This is a genomic window from Gluconobacter sp. P5H9_a, from assembly GCF_018812085.1.
GTDB lineage: Bacteria > Pseudomonadota > Alphaproteobacteria > Acetobacterales > Acetobacteraceae > Gluconobacter.
Genome location: NZ_JACRVW010000002.1, coordinates 1 through 20,143, shown reverse-complemented (window position 1 = coordinate 20,143; position 20,143 = coordinate 1). Strand labels below are relative to the sequence as shown.

The 20,143-nt window shown below is 53.4% G+C and carries 17 protein-coding genes; 7 read left to right on the top strand and 10 right to left on the bottom strand.

Features of this window, described 5'->3' with window-relative positions; genetic code table 11:
* Positions 1-4: 4 nt before the first annotated feature.
* The 5 genes from KP708_RS02170 to iolC form a co-directional block, all read right to left on the bottom strand.
* The gene (locus KP708_RS02170; RefSeq protein ID WP_215750157.1) at positions 5-1,486 is read right to left on the bottom strand and encodes a sugar porter family MFS transporter; all 1,482 of its coding nucleotides are present in this window, start codon (positions 1,484-1,486) and stop codon (positions 5-7) included.
* Between the two features lie 98 nt (positions 1,487-1,584).
* Complete coding sequence (gene iolB / locus KP708_RS02165; protein WP_215750155.1) at positions 1,585-2,385, bottom strand: 5-deoxy-glucuronate isomerase; 801 nt, start codon at positions 2,383-2,385, stop codon at positions 1,585-1,587.
* On the bottom strand, positions 2,367-3,269 hold the full coding sequence (gene iolE, locus KP708_RS02160; protein ID WP_215750154.1) for a myo-inosose-2 dehydratase: 903 nt from the start codon (positions 3,267-3,269) through the stop codon (positions 2,367-2,369). The genes iolB and iolE overlap by 19 nt, the downstream gene beginning before the upstream one ends.
* 45 nt (positions 3,270-3,314) lie before the next feature.
* Positions 3,315-5,171, bottom strand: a complete 1,857-nt coding sequence (iolD, locus tag KP708_RS02155) for a 3D-(3,5/4)-trihydroxycyclohexane-1,2-dione acylhydrolase (decyclizing) (RefSeq protein ID WP_215750153.1) — start codon at positions 5,169-5,171, stop codon at positions 3,315-3,317.
* 24 nt (positions 5,172-5,195) lie between these two features.
* Complete coding sequence (iolC, locus tag KP708_RS02150; protein WP_252347377.1) at positions 5,196-7,118, bottom strand: bifunctional 5-dehydro-2-deoxygluconokinase/5-dehydro-2-deoxyphosphogluconate aldolase; 1,923 nt, start codon at positions 7,116-7,118, stop codon at positions 5,196-5,198.
* A 313-nt stretch (positions 7,119-7,431) separates the two neighbouring features.
* Between iolC and KP708_RS02145 the strand changes: the two genes are divergently transcribed.
* Complete coding sequence (locus tag KP708_RS02145; protein WP_215750151.1) at positions 7,432-8,253, top strand: MurR/RpiR family transcriptional regulator; 822 nt, start codon at positions 7,432-7,434, stop codon at positions 8,251-8,253.
* 136 nt (positions 8,254-8,389) lie between these two features.
* On the opposite strand, the gene KP708_RS02140 is transcribed toward KP708_RS02145, so the two are convergent.
* From KP708_RS02140 to KP708_RS02120, 5 genes are all read right to left on the bottom strand, one after another.
* A complete protein-coding gene (locus KP708_RS02140) occupies positions 8,390-8,695 on the bottom strand; it encodes a hypothetical protein (protein WP_252347376.1) in 306 nt (101 codons plus the stop codon).
* 11 nt (positions 8,696-8,706) lie between these two features.
* On the bottom strand, positions 8,707-9,582 hold the full coding sequence (locus tag KP708_RS02135) for a GNAT family N-acetyltransferase (protein WP_215750150.1): 876 nt from the start codon (positions 9,580-9,582) through the stop codon (positions 8,707-8,709).
* Between the two features lie 49 nt (positions 9,583-9,631).
* A complete protein-coding gene (locus KP708_RS02130) occupies positions 9,632-10,081 on the bottom strand; it encodes an Lrp/AsnC family transcriptional regulator (protein WP_252347375.1) in 450 nt (149 codons plus the stop codon).
* A 29-nt stretch (positions 10,082-10,110) separates the two neighbouring features.
* The gene (locus KP708_RS02125) at positions 10,111-11,568 is read right to left on the bottom strand and encodes an NAD-dependent succinate-semialdehyde dehydrogenase (RefSeq protein WP_215750149.1); all 1,458 of its coding nucleotides are present in this window, start codon (positions 11,566-11,568) and stop codon (positions 10,111-10,113) included.
* Positions 11,569-12,170: 602 nt separating this feature from the next.
* On the bottom strand, positions 12,171-12,452 hold the full coding sequence (locus KP708_RS02120; protein WP_215750148.1) for a hypothetical protein: 282 nt from the start codon (positions 12,450-12,452) through the stop codon (positions 12,171-12,173).
* A 365-nt stretch (positions 12,453-12,817) separates the two neighbouring features.
* Here KP708_RS02120 and KP708_RS02115 point away from each other — a divergent pair, with 365 nt between their 5' ends.
* The 6 genes from KP708_RS02115 to KP708_RS02090 all read left to right on the top strand — a co-directional run.
* The gene (locus tag KP708_RS02115) at positions 12,818-13,645 is read left to right on the top strand and encodes an oxidoreductase (RefSeq protein ID WP_215750147.1); all 828 of its coding nucleotides are present in this window, start codon (positions 12,818-12,820) and stop codon (positions 13,643-13,645) included.
* A 42-nt stretch (positions 13,646-13,687) separates the two neighbouring features.
* Positions 13,688-14,680 carry an aldo/keto reductase gene (locus KP708_RS02110; protein WP_215750145.1) on the top strand — a complete coding sequence of 331 codons (993 nt, stop codon included), beginning with the start codon at positions 13,688-13,690 and terminating at the stop codon, positions 14,678-14,680.
* A 509-nt stretch (positions 14,681-15,189) separates the two neighbouring features.
* On the top strand, positions 15,190-16,485 hold the full coding sequence (locus KP708_RS02105) for a replication-associated recombination protein A (RefSeq protein ID WP_215750144.1): 1,296 nt from the start codon (positions 15,190-15,192) through the stop codon (positions 16,483-16,485).
* Positions 16,486-16,652: 167 nt separating this feature from the next.
* Complete coding sequence (gene paoA / locus KP708_RS02100; protein ID WP_215750142.1) at positions 16,653-17,282, top strand: aldehyde dehydrogenase iron-sulfur subunit PaoA; 630 nt, start codon at positions 16,653-16,655, stop codon at positions 17,280-17,282.
* Positions 17,279-18,232 carry a xanthine dehydrogenase family protein subunit M gene (locus KP708_RS02095; protein WP_215750140.1) on the top strand — a complete coding sequence of 318 codons (954 nt, stop codon included), beginning with the start codon at positions 17,279-17,281 and terminating at the stop codon, positions 18,230-18,232. Before paoA ends, KP708_RS02095 begins: the two co-directional genes overlap by 4 nt.
* Positions 18,229-20,143: xanthine dehydrogenase family protein molybdopterin-binding subunit (locus KP708_RS02090; protein WP_215757136.1), on the top strand; the 1,915-nt coding region annotated here is incomplete at its 3' end. The genes KP708_RS02095 and KP708_RS02090, both read left to right, overlap by 4 nt.

Sequence of the window (20,143 nt, the reverse complement as noted above, 5' to 3'; positions counted from 1 at the left end):
ACCTTTACTCCTGACCAGATACGGCAGGAGCAATCGGCGTACTTACCGGCACAGCTACTGGCGCACCACCCGGACGACGACTAAGCATGACAGCTTCAATTTTTTCCAGAGAAACGCCTTTAGTTTCCGGAACAAATTTAAGCACGAACCACATGCATACGAGACACAATCCGGCGAAGAGCCACATGGAGAATGCTCCATGAAAATGCTCGTTCAGGAACTTGTTTTCACTCAGCATCGGAAACGTCTGGCTGACAACAAAATTCATGGTCCATTGGCATGAAACGGCAATACTCATACCGATGGAGCGAATAGCATTTGGGAAAATTTCGGCGACCAAAACCCATGTTACCGGCCCCCAGGACATGCCGAAAGCAAACATGAAAACCAGCATACCAACAAGCGCCAGCAACCCTGTCGTCTGGGTATAGAGAGCCCAGGAAACTGTCAGCAGGCCGAGGCACATGACAACTGATCCTACACGGATCAAGGGTAGACGCCCTTTTCGGTCGATAATCCACGCGCCAAGTATCGCACCGCAGACTGAGACCACACCAATCCAGATCGTCTGGAAAAGTGCTGCCTGAATGCCACCGCTGGTTGTCTTCAAAACCATAGGAGCATAATACATGATGACATTAACACCTGTGAGCTGCTGCAGCAGAGCAATCATGGCGCCTACGAAAATGATCCACTTAGCTCCGTCGCGTTTCAATACAGAGACGCTATTTCGGGCATCCATTTCGATATTGGCAACGGATTCACGAATTTCACCCAGCAGAGACTGAGCATGCTGCTCATTGGAAATCCGCTTCAGGGTCTTAAGTGCCTCTTCGTCACGGCCACGCAGAACATGCCAGCGGGGAGATTCCGGGATCAGAAAAATCGTGGCGCAGAAAATAACACAGGGCACGATTTCCGAGGCGATCATCCAGCGCCAGCCAACGTCTCTCAACCACTCGGTCGACGCACTTCTCGCAATCAGATAGTTCACGATGAAGACTACAACCTGCCCGAAAACAATAGCGAACTGCTCCATTGTCAGAGCACGACCGCGCATGTCTTTCGGTGAGACTTCCGACATGTACATCGGAGAAACTGCCGAAGCCACACCCACTGCAATGCCACCAATCATGCGGTAAATAACAAACCACATGAAGCTATCAACGAGCGCGGCACCCAGAGCCGAAATCGTAAACAGAATGGCGCACACAAAAAGCGTTACGCGCCGACCCAGCCTGTGCGCCATCCAGCCGGACAGGGCTGCACCGATGATGCATCCAACAACCACATTCGAGACCGCCCACCCTGTCTCTGCCGGAGACAGATGGAAATAGTCGCGAAGTGAGTCGATGGCGCCGGATATGACGGAAGTATCATATCCGAAGAGGATACCCCCAAGCGCTGCAACGGCACAGATACGAAGCACATATTTCACGTCATGCCGCTCAGACTGAACGAACACGACATCCTTGATACTTGCCATGATTTCTACTCCATCACTAAGAAGCATTTCTCTCTTGGTGACTGGTTGGCTTTATCGTTCCTGGTTGAAAAACCTGCCTTGCAGGCTTTCTTTATCGCTCAATATGGAAGGTGTGCCTGGTCTGGATCCATGGAGAATTTCCATGCCCGACGCGGGCCGGCCATCACATTGAGATAGTAAAGGTCAAAACCATGCGGCGCCCCGACAGGATGATACCCTTTCGGAACCATAACCGTATCGCGATTGGATATGGCCATGGCCTCATCCAGCGATCCATCTTTGGTATAAACACGCTGTAAAGCGAAGCCACTTCCCCGTTTCAAGCGATGATAATACGTTTCCTCAAGATAGGTCTCATTGGGGAAATCGTCTGTATCATGCTTGTGTGGTGGATAGCTGGACCAGTGGCCACCAGGGGTAATTACCTCTACGACCAGAAGCGTTTCCGCTGGTGCAGTATCCGGCAGGATATTCCGGATAAACCGCTCGTTTGTCCCGGTTCCGCGAGCAACTTCGCCAGCCTCATCGGGAGGAATAAGCCGTGCAGGGTATTTGCCGGACGCGGGTGAGCGGCAAACTGCCAATTCAACATCCGTCTCGGCTTCCGCCCGCCAGATTGTCCCCGGAGGAAGATATACGGACCATGGAAGCCCATCAAATGGACTCATCCGTTCTCCAATCAAACCGAAATCCTGCTCCACACCTTCGATACGTGCACGACCACTCACGATAACAAGACAGACCTCAGTACGATCCGTAGCTTCAGAAACCGTTTCACCGGCCTTGAGTGACATCACTTCAAACCCAATGTAGTCCCACCCCGCTTTCTCCGGCGTCAGATTGATGATCCGGCAGTTTTCATCGCGAGGGTGAGCGTGAATCAGGAGGCGCGAAGACATGACATGTGCCCCGTCTGTGAGAGGATATTCACCAGATGATTCCGGCCCATCCGAGCGTAAGTCAGAGGGCTGATTTCTTCCGAATACTGTTCGGCCTCAAGAACGACCCAGCCGTAATATTCAGGGATTTCCGAAAATACCTTGGCGTAGTCGATACAACCATCTCCGGGAACGGTAAAAACGTCTCCCATGACAGCCTGCAGAAAACTCCAGTCTTCCCTATTCGCCCTGGCTCGCTTTTCTGGTCGCAGATCCTTCACATGCACGTGCCGGATACGATTACGATAAACTTTCGCCAGTTCTGCAGGATCTGAACCTCCCCACAGAGCGTGCCCGGTATCAAGAAGCAATTTTACGGACGGCCCTGTCAAACGCATCAAGTCATCGATATCCTGCCGGGACTGCACAACAGTGCCCATGTGATGATGATAAACGAAATCCAGGCCTTCAGCAGCGACAGCATCCGCCATGAGCGTCATGCGGTGTCCGAATTCCAGCCACGCCTCTTTTTCCAGAACAGGCCGATGGGAAAGCGGGATGCTGACATCCGAGTGAATGGCATTAGAGGTTTCCGCGGCGATAAAAACGGGAGCACCCAACGCTTTGAGAAGCTGAAGATGCGGCTGCATGCGCTCAATTTCTTCTTCGGCACTCCGGATCAGAAGCTCCGTCGAATACCATCCGGAAACCAGCTTCAAGCCATAGGACGTGAGCACTGTCTCCAGTTCAGACGCCGTTCTGGGAAACTTGTTCCCTAGTTCCATTCCTTCAATACCTGCCTCGCGCGCTTCGGAAAGACAGGTTTCCAGAGAAATTTTTCCACCCAGAAACGGCATGTCGTCGTTACTCCAGATGATCGGATTGGCACCAATTCTAACAGACATTGAAGACTCCCGGCCTTCCCTGAAGGCCACACATCCTGTGCAGTTTTAGTTTCCGATGCGCTGTCCCATGCGCAAGCGTTCATAGGTTGCGCGCGCATCCCGAACCGATTCACGCGATGACACTTCCGGGACCGCAACGTCCCACCATGTTCCACCGTCATCAGTGATTGCTTTGGGGTCAGTATCAATAACGATCACTGTTGTACGATCTGCCGTTCTTGCCCGCTGCACGGCTTCCGAAAGCTCCGCAGTCCCCGAGACTTTTTCTGCGCGGGCACCAAGCCCCTGCGCCAGTTGGATAAAATCAATTTCCGGCGTCACGACCTGTGTACAATTTTCCAGAAGGTTATTGAACGGCGCACCGCCGACTGCCTGCTGTAGCCGATTGATACAGCCATAACCCTGATTATTAAGGAGAACGACCGTCAGCTTCTGGCCCAGCATCACAGAAGTTGCGATTTCGGAATTCAGCATGAGGTAGGAACCGTCACCGAGCATAACAGTCACATGTCTGTCAGGCTCTGCCATCTTCACGCCAATCGCACCTGCCAGCTCATACCCCATGCAGGAAAAGCCGTATTCCATGTGATATCCGCCAGGCATCCCGGGACGCCAATGCTTCTGGAGCTCCGCTGGCAATCCTCCGGCGGCACACACAACAATATCGCTCGGCTGGGCCATACGCTGCACCGCCCCCACCACTTGTGCATCACTGGGTAGGGTTTCCTGCCTGACAGAGGGCTCGGCCTGATAGCCCAGAGAGCTCTCAGACCATGTTGCAAGAGCGTTTCTGGCCTTCTGCGTCCAGTCAGGGTCAGCTTTCCATTCTGCAAGATAACTTTCCAGCGCCCGCAATCCTACGCGGGCATCCGCCACAAGTGGGGTTGCGAGATGCTTGGTCGCATCGGCTACCTGCACGTTCAGAGTTACGATCTTTACGGATGGATTACGGAACATCCCCCAGGACCCCGTAGTAAAATCCTGAAGACGGGTCCCGACGGCAATAATAAGATCCGCTTCTTCCGCAAGGTCGTTGGCTGCAGATGTACCAGCCACACCAAGACCTCCCATATTCAACGGATGATCAGGAGACAGAGAGGACTTCCCCGCCTGCGTTTCGCCAGACGGAACCCCATGTCGGGTACAGAACTCCGCTAACGCCTGCTCCGCACCAGAATAAAGGGTTCCCCCACCTGCAATCACAAGCGGTTTGCTGGATGCACGGATGAGCTCCGCCGCTTCCATCAACTCACGTTCATCAGGTTGAGCCCGACGAATACGATGAATACGCTCGACGAAGAAGCTTTCCGGATAATCGAATGCTTCTGCCTGAACATCCTGACAAAGAGATAGTGTGACTGGACCGCACTCGGCAGGATCCGTCAGAACCGTCATGGCACGATTGAACGCCGGGATGATCTGCTCTGGCCGTGCTATACGGTCAAAATAGCGCGACACTGACCGGAACGCATCATTTGCACTGACTGTACCATCGCCAAAATCCTCGATCTGCTGAAGCACAGGATCCGGAATACGATTGGCAAACACGTCGCCTGGTAAAAGCAGCAGCGGCAAGCGATTGACATGGGCCACAGCCGCCCCCGTCACCATATTCAACGCACCAGGCCCGATAGAACTCGTGCAGACCATCGCACGGCGCCGACGGGATGCTTTGGCAAAGGCCGTCGCAATATGCGTCATACCCTGCTCATTATGGGCACGCCAGGTAACCAGATCATTCTTGGCTTCATATAGTGCCTCTCCGAGACCCGCTACATTGCCATGTCCGAAAATTGCCCATACTCCGGCAAAAAAGGGCTCTATTCGGCCATCTATTTCGGTCTTCTGCGCGGCCATGGCGCGCACTAATGCCTGAGCCATAGTCAGGCGTATCGTTTTCATGGGGATATCCTTCCGGGCATTCGCTCAGGCTGCACTCTGATGAGGCAGAGGACGCCCCCTGCTTTGCCAAGCCACTACAAAATGCTCGAAACGACGCGCCAACTCGTCACGGGCCTCATTGTCCGACATTTGGCCAGCCAACCACGCCCGGGCCGTGTCACTGAAAATGGTCCGCCCGATTGCAAAACCCTTGACCCAGGGTGTTGCTGTCGTCTTGTGGAATGCCTCTTCAAGTTCCGAGACCGGGGCGTCCAGCCCGAGAAGCAAAATACCCCGGCAGAACGGATCACGCTGTTCAATAATCTCACCGATTTTTTTCCACGCAGCTTCGGAGGGCTGTGACTCCAGTTTCCACCAGTCTGGCTGAATGCCGATGTCATAGAGCCGTTCAAGCACGCGAGAGACAGTATCCGTCTTGAGTTCACCGTGCCTTCCAGCAATAATTTCCAGCAACAACTCCCGCCCTTGCAAACGACATGCCTCATAAGCGCGACGGAGTTCACGTTCCTGCCGGAGTTTCAGATCGTCGCTGTCGTCCGGATGGTAAAAACAGAGACATTTGATGATCTGATCCTTCGGCCATTCGATGAGCGACGTACCCAAGCTGCCCTGCCCTTCAAAATCCAGCGGCCTTGAGCCGGTTTTTTCAATAGGACGTGCTGTCCAGAGGCCATTTTCCGCCGCTTGAAACAAAGCATCCTGACCATACCGACCGTCCATGAAGACCCCGAAACCTTCCCGCCCTTTCGCGACCTTCGCCGCAGCTTCGACAGCCAGGATCTTGAAACGGGCAATCCTACTGGATGGTGCTCCGGCTGCGGTGGCCATCTCTTCAAGCTGAACCCTATGGTCACAGGCCAACGCCATAACCGGAAAGGCTTGCTCTGTGCGGGTTGTAACCCAATGAAGATGGTTCAGAGCTTCATCATATCTCAGGGCCCTGTAAGTCGATCCGTGTGAAAGGAAATACTCGAGCTCTTTCCAGCTTGGGATTTCAGACGAGCAGAGCAGACGCGAAACAGCAAAAGCACCGCAGGCATTTGCATATCGGCAGCATTCCGATAGGGGCTCATCCTTCAGCCAGCCACGTAGGAAGCCGGACATGAAGGCGTCCCCTGCGCCAAGCGTATTATAGACTTCCACAGGAAAACCAGGGCCGCTGATACCTTCCTCAAGACTGTCAGGTATTTCGCCGTCAAAGACGACACATCCCATGGGCCCACGCTTGCAAACAATCGTGGCATCTGACACCGAGCGGATATTCCGGATGGCCTCCAACGTCTCTTCGCTACCACCCGCAATATGAAGCTCTTCTTCCGTGCCAACAATCAGATCGCAATCCGGAAGAATGTCCTGCAAATGAGATGTCACATTCTCAGAACGAACATAGCGGGCCTCGCCGTCCCCGATCCCAGCCAGTCCCCAGAGGTTCGGCCGATAATCCACATCGAAAGCAATACGACCACCGGCCTTTCGGATCAGACGCATCGCCTTATGTTGTGCTGCGGCAGACCCAGATTGGGCAAAATGTGTTCCGGTTACGACAATTGCCCGCGCGCGCTGGATAAAGGCCGGATCAATATCGTCTTCATTCAATGCAGCATCTGCGCAATCTGTCCGATAGAATAGTAGCGGAAAACTTTCCCTATTTTTGACGCCCAGAATTGCTAAAGCAGTAAACCGGTCCGGATCTGTGCGAATTCCTTCAATCGCCACACCTTCACGCTTCATCTGCTCCTGAATAAATCGTCCAAAATGCTCGTTCCCGACGCGGGTAATGATGCCGGATTTTAATCCAAGACGCGCCGTTCCGATTGCAATATTGGCCGGACACCCCCCGACCGCCTTGCTAAAACTGGCCATGTCTTCAAGCCGACTACCTATCTGCTGTCCGTAAAGGTCCACGGACGCGCGACCAATGGTGATAACATCAAGATCTGTAGACATCGCAGGATCCACCTTCATCGTGTCTGAACATTCCCCGATATGCGGAATATTTATTCTATTCTCACACCCTGTGATGAGCCTGCAATCTGATTCTCAGTTAAATATATCACTTTATGATGATATATATCATACGTATTGTGTTATATATCTCATTGTTCCGTCTTTTTGTGAGGTTGAGAGCCCACTCTTCAGTAAGTCTGGAATATATGTTCCCTTTGGAAGAGCAGACGTTTTCGTAGCTTTCGTCTAAGATATCCCAGCGAAAACCATCGCCTTAACAATGCACATAAGATGGCAGGGAAGGCTTGACTGAATGACCATGACTGACCGGTATCAAACTTTCTCCGATGAACTGGGAAAACGCTATACTTCGCTCCCCCCGCGCCTAAAACAGCTTGCTGATGTGGTTTCCAGCAATCCTGACGACATTGCACACTGGACCGTCAGCATTCTTGCGCATCACGCCAATGTTCAGCCTTCTACGGTCGTCCGCTTCTCGAGAGCTTTCGGTTTTCAAGGGTATTCAGATTTCCAGGCAATTTTTAGGGAAAGGCTTCGCGGATTAGCTTCATCCTACCCTGAGCGCCTGCAGGCACTGCAGAGCCCTGACAATACTGCACATTCCACAATTAATTTGTTAACCGGCTTCCACCGCGCAGCAGTTACCTCCCTAAATAGCCTCCAGGAAAAGACAAACCCAGCCCTTCTTGATAAGGCAGTCGATATTCTGGCGAATGCCCGATGCATTCATATTCTTGGCCTCAGACGCTCTATGCCAGTCGCGCGCTACTTCGCTTATCTACTGACAAAAATGGGCATTTCCCATCAGGTTATTGGCACGGAGAGTGGCATGGAAGACGAGGCACTTCTTTCCGCAACACCGTCAGATGCAGCACTTATTATCAGCTACGCAGCGTATGCCCAAAAAACAGTAGAGCTGTTCACCAAATTCGAAGAGCGAAAAGTGCCTATCGTTTCTATGACTGACAATAAAAATAGCCCGATTATACCGAAATCAGGAGTATGGATTCAAGTAACTGAAGCCGATTTCCATGGATTCCGCTCCAATGCTGCTTCAGTTGTGATGATCATGACGCTCGCCATGGCAATTGGAAACTACCGGAGGAATTTATAGATCATTTTCGCTATTTTTTAATTCGGATCTCATAACACAACGCTGATCTCAAAAAAATTGTCCGATACGATAGAAGAATGTACCCCAAGTCGAGAGCAAAGGCTGTCACATCCAAAAAGAGCCTGGCTCAGTTGCCCTACATCCAGCGTTCAGATTCTATATGAGACACCGCCCCTCTCTGCCGGAATAGGCACGCAAAAACATCTGTGTCCGCCCGAAAATCATCCAGTTGATCCACACCTGCACCAACAGAAAAGAGCACTTCCAGATTGGGAAAATTTTCTGCCAGATTTTCCGGTGGCTGCCACGCAGCCAGATAGCGAACTTTCTGCAGATCGCCGGTCTCAGGCCAAACATGAAACGCAAGCTCAGGCAGTTCGCTAGCGAACATTGGCTTCCACAGACGTGCACGCTCTTCAGTGGATTTCAGCACAAAAGACATTTCAATAATCCTTAACCGAGAGCCTGACTGGTCAGAGCAAAATATTGCGGAGCATTTTCAGAGATCACCACAGGCTCGGTCGACATTGTGTTGACGACGTCCACGCGGATCAGCCCCATTTCATCCAGCCAGCCTGAGAGACCAGATGAAGTCGGCGTATCAATTCTGATAAATTCTCCACCATACGTACCAATCCAATGCGAAATGAGCGCCTTTGCCTGCTCTGTCGTTTCCGCTGCGACAGGACCAATCAGCCATCCCCACCCGAACCGACGGCAGAACGAGTATCCCCTGATCCCCTCTTCCGTATCGATCACCACACCTTTGGCGTTCTGCACCAGATCTTCAACAAGCGCCGATCGATCCATCCCAGTAGCAGCCCTGTCGAACGCTATGAGATCCTGAAGATCATACTGAACAACTGGCCGCAGCCGCTGGCCCTCATCCAGAGCGATGATGGGAGAAGACACACCATTACCCTGATGCTGCTCCACAATTCCCGTCGGAACAAAACCCAGTTTTTCATAGAGCGGCTGGCCAGCTGGCGTCGCATTAAGGGATATTGAGCGGCCCGGCAGAAGCCTGCGCACCGTTGTCAGCATGTTTGTGCCGATACCATGCCCTTGCCACGCCCCGTTGACAATAATGAGCCCGACTGTGGCGTGACGCTCCCCAAAGGACCACCACATAATGGTGCCAATAATTTCTCCACTCTCCAACGTGGCGACTAACCCACGACCAAGACGCAGCATAAAATCCCAGTCTTCGAGACGGTGTGGCCACCCCAATACCTTTGAAAGACCCGATGCCGCCCCCAGATCTTCCTCGGTCATACTCCGGAGGTTAATGGCTGTCTGTTTACGTACATTCGCATTTTTCAGGCTCATAACGAACGCTCCGTGTTTTTGGTAAGACTTTCGATCAGAAATGCAGGCTTCAGAATGGGGATTTGATAACAATATAACTAAAGTACTTCTCGATACCGATATTCTGATCCAGAAGAGCTTCGATTGTTTCCTGATAATGATCAATGTTTCTGACCATGAATTTCAGAAGGTAATCGTACCCACCACTGATAAGATGCGCCTCCACCAGAGATTCCACTTTCTGCATTGCAGTCTCAAAGCGAAAAAAGTCATCCCGTCTGTGATCTGATCGTGTGACCTCTGTAAAAACAGTCATGACGCTTGAGATTTTTTGCAGGGCAATCAGCGCCCCATATCCCACAATGTAACCGGCTGCTTCCAGCCGCTTGACGCGAATGAGACATGGACTGGCAGACAGACCAACGCGGTTTACCAGTTCCACATTAGTAAGTCGGCCATTCTTCTGTAGCTGAGCAAGGATTTTAAGATCAATACGATCAAGCTTGGGCGCGATTGCCATAAGTCAGGCCACTCGCTCTTCAACGACGGTCATTGTGCAGTCGGCAGTCCAATGTGAAAGCTTTTCACTTCCAGGAATTCTTCGAGGCCCAGTGCGCCCCCTTCCCGCCCGAGCCCGGACTGCTTCACGCCCCCGAAAGGTGCTGACACAAGGGAGATAGAGCCGGTGTTCAGTCCTACCATGCCAAAATCGAGAGCCTCGCCAACCCGCCAACCTCTCGCGATGTCATTCGTGAAGAAATAGCTTGCCAGACCGAAGGGAGTAGCGTTGGCCTGCTGCACGGCATCCTGCTCGTTATCGAAGCGGAACACGGGCAGGATCGGACCAAACGTTTCTTCCTGTGCAATCCGCATCTCGGACGTCACATCCGCCAGCAGCACGGGAGATGCAAACTGCCCTTTAATGTCCAGTGGTTTACCCACAATGCGAGCGCCCTTAGCCAAAGCGTCTTCTACATGTTCCTTCACCTTGGCGACGGCAGCTTCGTTAATCAGCGGTCCAATCTGCGTTTGTGGATCAAATCCATCGCCGGTCTTCAAAGTCATCACCTCTGCTGCGAGTTTTTCCAGAAACGCATCATGAATTCCGGATTGAACGTAAACGCGGTTTGCACAGACACAGGTCTGCCCGGCGTTCCGGAATTTACTCAGAATTGTTCCGGACACCGCAACAGAAAGATCGGCGTCATCAAAGACAATGAGAGGAGCGTTTCCGCCTAGTTCAAGACTGAGTTTTTTGATCGTGTCCGCGGACTGACGCATCAGCAGCGACCCGACTTTCGTAGAGCCCGTGAAAGACAGTTTGCGTACAATGGGACTTGAGGTCAGTTCCGGGCCAATCTCCTGCGCATAGCCCGTCACAACAGACAGGAGTCCTTTTGGAAGGCCTGCACGCTCTGCCAAAACGGCTAAAGCCAAAGCAGAATATGGTGTGAGTTCTGAGGGTTTGATCACCATGCTGCACCCTGCGGCAAGAGCCGGTGCACATTTGCGGGTAATCATGGCAAGAGGGAAATTCCAGGGCGTAATGGCCGCTGTCACTCCCACTGGCTCTTTCAGGATAATGACCCGGCGGTCGGCTGTCGGCACTAGTGCACTGCCCTGTACGTGCTCGGCTTCAGCTGCGAACCATTTAAGGAACGATGCAGCATAAGCAACCTCTCCCTTGGCCTCTGCCAGAGGCTTGCCTTGCTCGAGTGTCATGATCTTGGCCAGATCATCAGCGTGGTCCAGCATCAGCTGGTACCATGCCATCAGCAGACCCGCGCGCTCTGCGGCTGAGCTCCGACGCCATTTGCCCTGCGCAATCCGCGCGCTTTCAATGGCAGCGCGGGTTTCTTCAGCCGTGCAGGCTGGAATACTCCCGATGATCTCACCTGTTGAAGGGTTATCGACGGTCAGGGTCTTGCCGCTCGCGGATGCTCTCCAGTCCCCTCCGAGAAAGGCGGTCTGACGGAAAATATCTGGATCATTCAGGGAAAATGTCATGTCGAAAACTCCGAACAGATTGACGCAGGCAAATGACAAAGAACTCTGGGACCTGCTGGAACAGAGCGAACAGGAGGAGGAACCCTGTCGCAGAGGCCGCTCACACGATCAGGACACCGCTCAAGAAAGCAGCAGAGCCCTGGATCTGTACTTCGCGCGAAAGCCAAGCTAATCTCCTTTTTCTGACCAAGAAGAAACTCCGAGGGCAATCGGGATCCGCAAATGAGCCAAAGCCGCGGCAGACTCAAAAATTCAGTCAAACGCCACATCACAGCCTCGCCCTGCTAACCGCCATAAAAACGGACAACCCATTCAAGGGTTTTCTCAGTCAACTTCGAAGAACTCAGACGCTGTGCGCATCGTGAACGACAAGCTGTCAGTAACACTGCCGTTCTGGCATGCGCGCTCCAAGATTCCCGGACAACAACGCTCCATTAAGAATCTCCCTTGCGACCCAAGGCTGAAGCTTCACGATGCACAAACAAGCGTACTTTCCCTACGCCTTAACTTTCCATTCATACCCAGCACGCCTCCTTTGAAAACGCTAAAGCTGGCATGACTGATAATCACTTCCCCCGCCGACCCACCCTTGTAGACCGACTCTACCCTATCACCAGATTACGCACGTCCAGCAGGGCGTCTCGTTTCGATCCTGCGACCTTACTGGCTGTCTGGAGCTGGATCTTCGAGACCTTCCCAGAAAGCTGTATCTTTGAAAGCAACGCGCGGTTAGCGATCTGAACCACAGCAGCCCAGTTATGGGTTGCATAGATGCCCGCTATGCCTCCCCTCTTCGCAAGAACCTTGACCTGAATTGTAATCTCAAGGGCGGTCGTAAACTCATCGAAACCGACACCTACAGCGCCTGTTATCCGACGCGGCAATTGACTTCTAAAATGCGTGCCCAAGTATCTTTCACTGATTGTTCCCGACACAGGAAGAACCAAAACCCGAATTATCGCCTCTCTCCGCCCAGAAAGAACAAGAGATTTTTATAGGCACAGATTTTATCCGCAGAGTCAGATCATTAAAATTTTTATACGCTATTAATTAGACACACTAATAATATTATCCGCTTTATGGCACCTAATCACAAAACATAATGCGGGATAATTTATCTGCCATACCCCGTAGGGCATGAACTCACACTACGAAAGAACAGGCATCTCTCGCTCTCGTAGTCCAGCCCTAACAGCAAATAAACAGAGCACAAGCGCCCTGATACGCTCGAGCTTGATGGAGAAATATAATGGCCACATGGCTCATTACAGGATGTTCCAGCGGATTAGGGCGCGATCTGGCACAGGCTGTGCTGGAACGCGGTCATAACGCCGTCATCACCGCCCGACACCCCGATAGCCTGAAAGAGCTCGTTGAGGCCTATCCTGACAATGCTCTGGCTCAGGCGCTTGACGTGAGAAACCGAGACCAGATTGCACAAGCCGTACAGGCTGCCGAGAGGCGGTTCGGCAGCATAGATGTGCTGGTCAACAATGCGGGATACGGTTATCGCGCAGCGATCGAAGAAGGTGAGGAAGCGGACGTAACGGCTCTATTTGCCACTAATGTCTTCGGGCCGGTTTCCGTCATAAAAGCTGCCCTCCCGGGTATGCGTAAACGCCGGTCCGGAATAATTGTAAACGTCTCATCGGTAGCACCTCGCATCGCTAGTCCTGGATCGGGTTATTACTCCGCCACGAAACTGGCGCTCGAAGGGATTTCTGCAACTCTGCGCAAGGAAATAGCACCTCTGGGCCTCAAGGTTATGGTTGTGCAACCCGGAGCCTTTCGTACGAATTTTGCGGGTCGTTCCCTGCAGGGCTCAGCAAACACCATTGCCGATTATGATGAAACTGTTGGTCCCCGGCGCAAAGCCGCTGATACAACCAGCGGTAAGGAATTGGGAGACCCGGCCAAGGCCGTTCATGTTCTCATGGATGTCGTCATGAAAGAAAAGCTACCTGACAGCCTTCTTCTTGGAAGCGATGCCGTGACCTGGGCCATGGAAGCCATCAAAACCGAGCTTCAGGAAATCGATGATTGGAAAGCCGTCAGCACAAGCACGGATTTTGCGTAATTAGGCTTTGTATTCCCTAAGTAGCAATTGAGACAGATTACTATGAAATATCGTACATTGGGCAAGGATCTCAAAGTCTCCGCACTTGGCCTCGGCTGCATGGGGATGACGGGGGTTTATGGCGAAGCCACTGACCGTGCCTCTATGATCAAACTGATCCACAATGCGTTCGAACATGGCGTCACGTTCTTTGATACCGCCGAAGCCTATGGACCGTTTGTCAACGAGGAGTTGGTAGGCGAAGCCCTTGTCCCTCTTCGGGACAAGGTGGTTATCGCCACCAAATTTGGCTTCGATATTAACCTGAAAACCGGTCAGCGCTCTGGTGGCGTTAATAGTCGCCCCGAGCATATCCGAGCTGTAGCGGAAGCAGCTCTAATGCGCCTGAAGACCGACCGGATTGATCTGTTCTATCAGCACCGTGTCGATCCCGACGTGCCGATCGAAGAGGTCGCTGATACTGTTAAAGAACTAATCTGGGAGGGCAAGGTCAAGCATTTCGGCCTCTCTGAAGCCAGTGTAAAAACAATTCGCAAGGCTCATGCTGTACAACCCGTCACGGCTGTACAGAGCGAATACTCCCTGTTTTGGCGTGCACCAGAAAAAGAACTCCTCCCCGCCCTTGAGGAACTTGGGATCGGTTTCGTGCCCTTCAGTCCACTCGGTGCAGGCTTTCTGACGGGCCAGATCACCATGGACACCAAATTCCCGCCGGGTGACTTTCGCAATCTGGTGCCGCGCTTCTCTCCAGAAGCACGTAAGGCCAACTTGGCCCTTGTGAGTATTGTAAAAGATGTGGCCAAGCGTAAAGGAGCAACGCCAGCTCAGGTCGCACTGGCCTGGCTTCTGGTTCAGAAACCATGGATTGCCCCTATTCCCGGAACGACAAAGCTGTCACGCTTGGAAGAGAACCTTGGCGCCGTCGATCTTGTGCTTACTCCATCTGATCTTCAGGAAATCGACGCGGCAACCGCACGGATCATCGTGCAGGGCGACCGGCTGCCTGAAGCCGTCCTAAAAATGACCGGCCTGTAAAAAGGCCACTTTTTCACAAAAGACAGTGGTAATCCTGCCCGGGTACCCTTAGCTGGTACCCGAACCTGAACGGTAATTCTGACACGTCCCTGCTCTGATACTTACGTGACGAAATCGGTCTTACGGGTACAAAATTCGGTTTAGTATAGCTCTCCGCAGAGCAGCCACCATGCCTGCGCCCTGCCGGTCGTGACTGTCGGTGCCCCGGTTATAGCCATCGAGGCGGTAGCCGAAACATCAATCGAAAGATTTGTTCAAGACGGATACAGATAAAGGGCTAGAATGCGGATACTGCCATTCCGGTCAGATCCTCACTTATTCAGAAATCAGCCCTCTGATGAAAATATCGATGCAGCCATGAGTTGCGACATCTCTGTCATTGGTTAGGATATTATCCTACGGTTCGACCACTCAGTGAAAAAATTGCGGCTTCAAGTATGCTGGAATCGAGAAAATGATAGATATATTGATTCCACAAACCTGAAATTTGTTTTGGCCTTACAGAAAACATGACCGATCTTTTTGATGCTGGAACACCGCTAGGCCAATTGCCACTTGCTGCACAACTCCGTCCCAAGACACTGGATGATGTGATCGGACAGTCCAGCGTGGTAGCGCCGAATTCGATCCTGCGGCGACGCATTGCCGCAGGGGCTTTGGGAAGTGTCATTCTTTATGGGCCACCGGGGATTGGGAAAACCTCAATCGCACGCACTGTCGGAAACATGCTTGGCAAGAATTTCCGGGCCCTTAACGCTACACGTGCCGGGGTCTCGGATATCCGCAAGCTGGCTGATGAAGCCCGTATGGTTCCCCTTCTGATCTTCGTTGACGAAGTCCAGAGATTTTCAGCAACCCAAACCGATGACCTTCTCGCCATCTGTGAAGAAGGCACGGCGGATTTTATCGGCGCAACAACTGGCAACCCCTACCACGTCCTTACCCCTGCTCTCGTCTCTCGTTCAACAATTCTGAAACTGGAGCCTCTGAACATTGAGGAGATGGAACTGGTTATCCAACGCGGAATAACCCATCTGCAAAACAACAGTGTAAAGATTGCGCTAACCCCTCATCAGATCCGACTGATCGCCGGACGTTCCGGCGGCGATGCGCGACGTGCTCTGACAACACTTGAAAGCCTTGCAGTAGGACATACCCAAACGGTAGTGACTGTTACTGATGCCATGCTTGAGGAAGTCTATGCCGCGGCTCCCATCAACCATGACCGTTCGGGAGACGCGCATTATGACATTGTCTCGGCCTTCATTAAATCCATGCGAGGTTCAGACCCGGACGCGACGCTTTACTGGCTGGCACGCCTGATCCACGGAGGCGAGGATCCACGCTATATTGCACGACGGATCATGATCCATGCCTCTGAAGATGTTGGACTTGCCGATAACACCGCTCTGCAAACCGCGATTGCCGCAGCGCAAGCCGTTGAGAAAATCGGTTATCCAGAAGCGCAGATTGTTCTGGCCCATGCGGCGTTACATATCGCACGGGCCCCGAAATCAATGTCGGCATGCCGAGGCATTTCAAGTGCTCTACAGTATGTCTCAACCCAGCCTCCGGCGGCAGTCCCCCTGCATTTACGCGACGCCCATTACAAGGGAGCCGCAGCACTCGGCCATATCGGGTATCGCCTACCACATGACGACCCCAGAGGCTGGGTAGAGCAGGTTTATTCTCCAATACCTAAAGGGACATTTTATCAAAGTGAGGCGCGCGATGCCGCAACGTTTGAAAAACGTGCCGACGATTATTGGAAACGCCTCACAGGCAATGCCCACAATCAAGAATGATTAATGAATAAAGTCTATAAGCTTATGCGGAATGAACGAACAATCTGAACAGAACCTCTGCGGTCTGGATACGTTAGCTTAGCAGGCGATAGAATGACCCAATCACCAAGTCAGCACTGAATGACGCTGGTGCCACCTGCTTTGAATGGCGAGCGAGGAACCCGATCATGACCTCTCAGACGATTAAGGGAGCGCGCTTTCCTCGTCGCACGGTTCTGGCAGGCAGCACTGCAACCATCATGGCCTCTGGCGTACCATTTGCTGAGGCTCAAACACAGGTGAGCGAAGGCATGGACGTTACATTCGAAGTCAACGGACGCGCTCACAGCCTTCGCCTGGATCCGAGAACCACACTTCTGGATGCCCTGCGTGAACACCTGCTTCTGACCGGCACCAAAAAGGGATGCGATCATGGGCAATGCGGGGCCTGCACGGTTATTGTGGACGGTCGGCGCATCAATTCCTGCCTGAGCCTTGCCGTCATGCACGAGGGAGACAGCATTACAACGATCGAGGGTCTCGGGGGCCCGGAGCATCTTAATCCGATGCAGGCCGCTTTCATTCAGCATGACGGTTATCAGTGCGGATACTGCACCCCCGGCCAGATATGCTCCGCCGTTGCGGTTCTTGATGAAATCCGAAGCGGCATTCCCAGCCATGTGACGAAGGATCTGCTCGCGCCGATGGAGCATAGCGGTCTGGAAATGCGGGAGCGGATGAGTGGCAATCTCTGTCGTTGTGGTGCGTATTCGAACATCGCTGAAGCCATGGCTGAAGTCGCGGGAGCGCAACCATGAAAGCATTTACTTATGAGCGTGCCCGGACACCCCACGAAGCGGTCACTGCCCTCGCCCGGAGACCAGGAGCGCGTTTCATTGCCGGAGGAACCAACCTCCTTGATCTGATGAAACTGCAGATCGAAACGCCGGAACACCTGATCGATATCGGCCGGATTGGTCTGGACACTATTGATGACACCTCAGACGGAGGGCTCCGTATTGGCGCGCTGGTCCGTAATACGGATCTTGCCGCAGACCTGCGGGTTCGCCGCCATTACGGCGTCTTGAGCCGTGCCCTTGTTGCAGGTGCTTCAGGACAGCTACGGAACAAGGCAACGACATCCGGCAACCTGCTACAGCGCACACGGTGCTCCTATTTTTATGATCCGAACCAGCCCTGTAACAAACGCCAGCCTGGAGCAGGATGCGCGGCCATTGGGGGCGTCAGCCGACAGCTGGGTATTATCGGGACAAGCGAGGCCTGTATTGCGACACATCCCAGTGACATGGCCGTTGCCATGCGTCTTCTTGATGCCACTGTTGAGACCATAAATGTCCGTGGGCAATCCCGTCGTATTCCCATTGTCGATTTTCACCGCCTGCCGGGAAAAAGTCCGCATATCGAAACATCTCTGAACCGGGATGAACTGATCACCTCCGTAACCCTCCCGCCCCCAGTGGGAGGACGTCAGTTCTACCGCAAAGTCCGTGACCGGGCTTCATATGCTTTTGCCCTCGTCTCGGTTGCAGCCATCATTCAAGAAGATGGTACAGGCAGGGTCGCTGTCGGCGGCATCGCGCCGAAACCGTGGCGTATCGAGGCTGCGGATTCAGAAATACCAAAGGGGTCGGAGGCTGTTGCAGCAAAGCTTCTGGCAGGTGCCTCCCCCACTGCGGAGAATGCGTTCAAGGTTTCGCTGGTGGAGCGCACTCTGGCAGCCGTCATTCAGGAGGCCAAGGCATCATGAAGTTCGATAGAGCCGCAGGTCAAAACCCCATTGATCAGTTACATGTCGTTGGCCATCCTCTGGATCGCATCGACGGACGTTTCAAGACAACAGGCACCGCGCCTTATGCCTATGAACGGCATGACGTCGTCCCTCATCAGGCCTACGGCTATATTATCGGGAGCGCTGTCGCCAAAGGGCGGATCACCCGCATGGATGTCGCCCGTGCGAAAGCTGCACCGGGCGTTCTGGCGATTGTCACAACGCTTGACATGCCGGCCTTGAAAAATGGCCCCATGAATACGGCAAAGCTCTTTGGTGGACCCGACATAACACATTACCATCAGGCCACTGCGATCGTGGTGGCCGAAACCTTTGAACAGGCCCGCGCGGCAGCAGCTCTGATCGAAACAGAATATGACCGCGATGAGGGTCAGTTCGATTTGAAACAGGCGCAACATGCCGCTCGCCCGGTGGAGGGTGCCAATGGATCTCGTGCGGACCGTGCTGGAGACTTTGAAAGGGCGTTTTCGGCTTCTGCAACGCGCTTGGATGAGACGTACACCACCCCCGATCAGACGCATGCCATGATGGAGCCCCATGCAACACTTGCCGCATGGGAAGGCGAAAAACTGACGCTCTGGACGTCAAACCAGATGATTGCCTGGAACCGGCGCGATATTGCGACCGCCCTTGGCCTGTCGAAGGAAAATGTCCGGGTTGATTCCCCTTATATCGGGGGCGGTTTCGGCGGGAAGCTGTTTTTGCGCTCTGACGCCGTACTGGCGGCTCTCGGCGCCAAAGCCGCAGGACGCCCCGTCAAGGTCGCGCTCACCCGCCCCTTTATCATGAACAATACAACGCATCGGTCTGCGACGATCCAGCGCATTCGGATCGGTACGGATCGTGACGGCAGGATCACGGCTATTGCCCATGAAAGCACGTCGGGCAACCTTCTACACGGGCGTCCGGAAGCCGCGATAGATCAAACCAAGCTGCTGTATGCGGGCGCCAATCGACTGACGGCGATGCGACTGGCTGTTCTGGATCTGCCTGAAGGAAATGCAATGCGCGCGCCTGGCGAAGCGTCAGGCCTGATGGCACTTGAAATTGCCATGGACGAGATGGCTGAGCGACTGCGCATGGATCCCGTGCGTTTCCGAATTCTGAATGACACGCAGGTCGATCCTGAAAAACCAGGACGGCCGTTTTCTCAGCGGCATCTCGTCGAGTGCCTGGAACATGGAGCCGAGAAATTTGGCTGGAGCCGTCGGAACCCCCGCCCCGCATCCGTGCGGGAGGGAGAATGGCTCATCGGCATGGGCGTCGCGGCAGGCTTCCGCAACAATCTCCTGGCAAAATCCGGGGCACGCGTGCGCCTTGATTCACAGGGAATCGTGACGGTCGAGACCGACATGACCGATATTGGCACAGGCACCTACACCATTCTTGCCCAGACAGCAGCGGAAATGATGGGAGTTTCCATCGATCAGGTCCGGGTCATTCTTGGTAATTCGGATTTCCCTGTATCGGCAGGATCCGGAGGCCAGTGGGGGGCCAACAATTCRGCTGCGGGCGTATATGCCGCATGCGTCAAACTGCGGGAAAATGTTGCGSAGAAACTGGGATTACCACCAGCCGAAGCGCAGTTCTCAGGCGGAAATGTCCATGTCGGTAACAGTGTTTTCCCTCTTGGACAGGCTGCACATGAGAGTGAACTGGTTGCCGAGGACACCATTGAATATGCGGACGTAGACAAACGATACCAGCAGTCCACCTTTGCGAGCCATTTCGTCGAAGTCGGTGTCAATGGATTTACCGGCGAAGTCCGTATCCGCCGGATGCTGGCCGTCTGCTCCGCAGGCCGCATTCTAAACCCCAAAACCGCCCGAAACCAGGTCATCGGTGCCATGACCATGGGCGCTGGCGCAG

Excerpts from the sequence above, each read along its gene's own strand:
- iolE (WP_215750154.1), bottom strand. The coding sequence starts at position 3,269 with ATGTCTGTTAGAATTGGTGCCAATCCGATCATCTGGAGTAACGACGAC.
- KP708_RS02125 (WP_215750149.1), bottom strand. The coding sequence starts at position 11,568 with ATGACATTTTCCCTGAATGATCCAGATATTTTCCGTCAGACCGCCTTT.
- iolD (WP_215750153.1), bottom strand. The coding sequence starts at position 5,171 with ATGAAAACGATACGCCTGACTATGGCTCAGGCATTAGTGCGCGCCATG.
- KP708_RS02130 (WP_252347375.1), bottom strand. The coding sequence starts at position 10,081 with ATGGCAATCGCGCCCAAGCTTGATCGTATTGATCTTAAAATCCTTGCT.
- KP708_RS02170 (WP_215750157.1), bottom strand. The coding sequence starts at position 1,486 with ATGGCAAGTATCAAGGATGTCGTGTTCGTTCAGTCTGAGCGGCATGAC.
- iolC (WP_252347377.1), bottom strand. The coding sequence starts at position 7,118 with ATGTCTACAGATCTTGATGTTATCACCATTGGTCGCGCGTCCGTGGAC.
- paoA (WP_215750142.1), top strand. The coding sequence starts at position 16,653 with ATGACCTCTCAGACGATTAAGGGAGCGCGCTTTCCTCGTCGCACGGTT.
- iolB (WP_215750155.1), bottom strand. The coding sequence starts at position 2,385 with ATGTCTTCGCGCCTCCTGATTCACGCTCACCCTCGCGATGAAAACTGC.
- KP708_RS02140 (WP_252347376.1), bottom strand. The coding sequence starts at position 8,695 with ATGTCTTTTGTGCTGAAATCCACTGAAGAGCGTGCACGTCTGTGGAAG.
- KP708_RS02135 (WP_215750150.1), bottom strand. The coding sequence starts at position 9,582 with ATGAGCCTGAAAAATGCGAATGTACGTAAACAGACAGCCATTAACCTC.
- KP708_RS02145 (WP_215750151.1), top strand. The coding sequence starts at position 7,432 with ATGACCATGACTGACCGGTATCAAACTTTCTCCGATGAACTGGGAAAA.
- KP708_RS02115 (WP_215750147.1), top strand. The coding sequence starts at position 12,818 with ATGGCCACATGGCTCATTACAGGATGTTCCAGCGGATTAGGGCGCGAT.
- KP708_RS02095 (WP_215750140.1), top strand. The coding sequence starts at position 17,279 with ATGAAAGCATTTACTTATGAGCGTGCCCGGACACCCCACGAAGCGGTC.
- KP708_RS02105 (WP_215750144.1), top strand. The coding sequence starts at position 15,190 with ATGACCGATCTTTTTGATGCTGGAACACCGCTAGGCCAATTGCCACTT.
- KP708_RS02110 (WP_215750145.1), top strand. The coding sequence starts at position 13,688 with ATGAAATATCGTACATTGGGCAAGGATCTCAAAGTCTCCGCACTTGGC.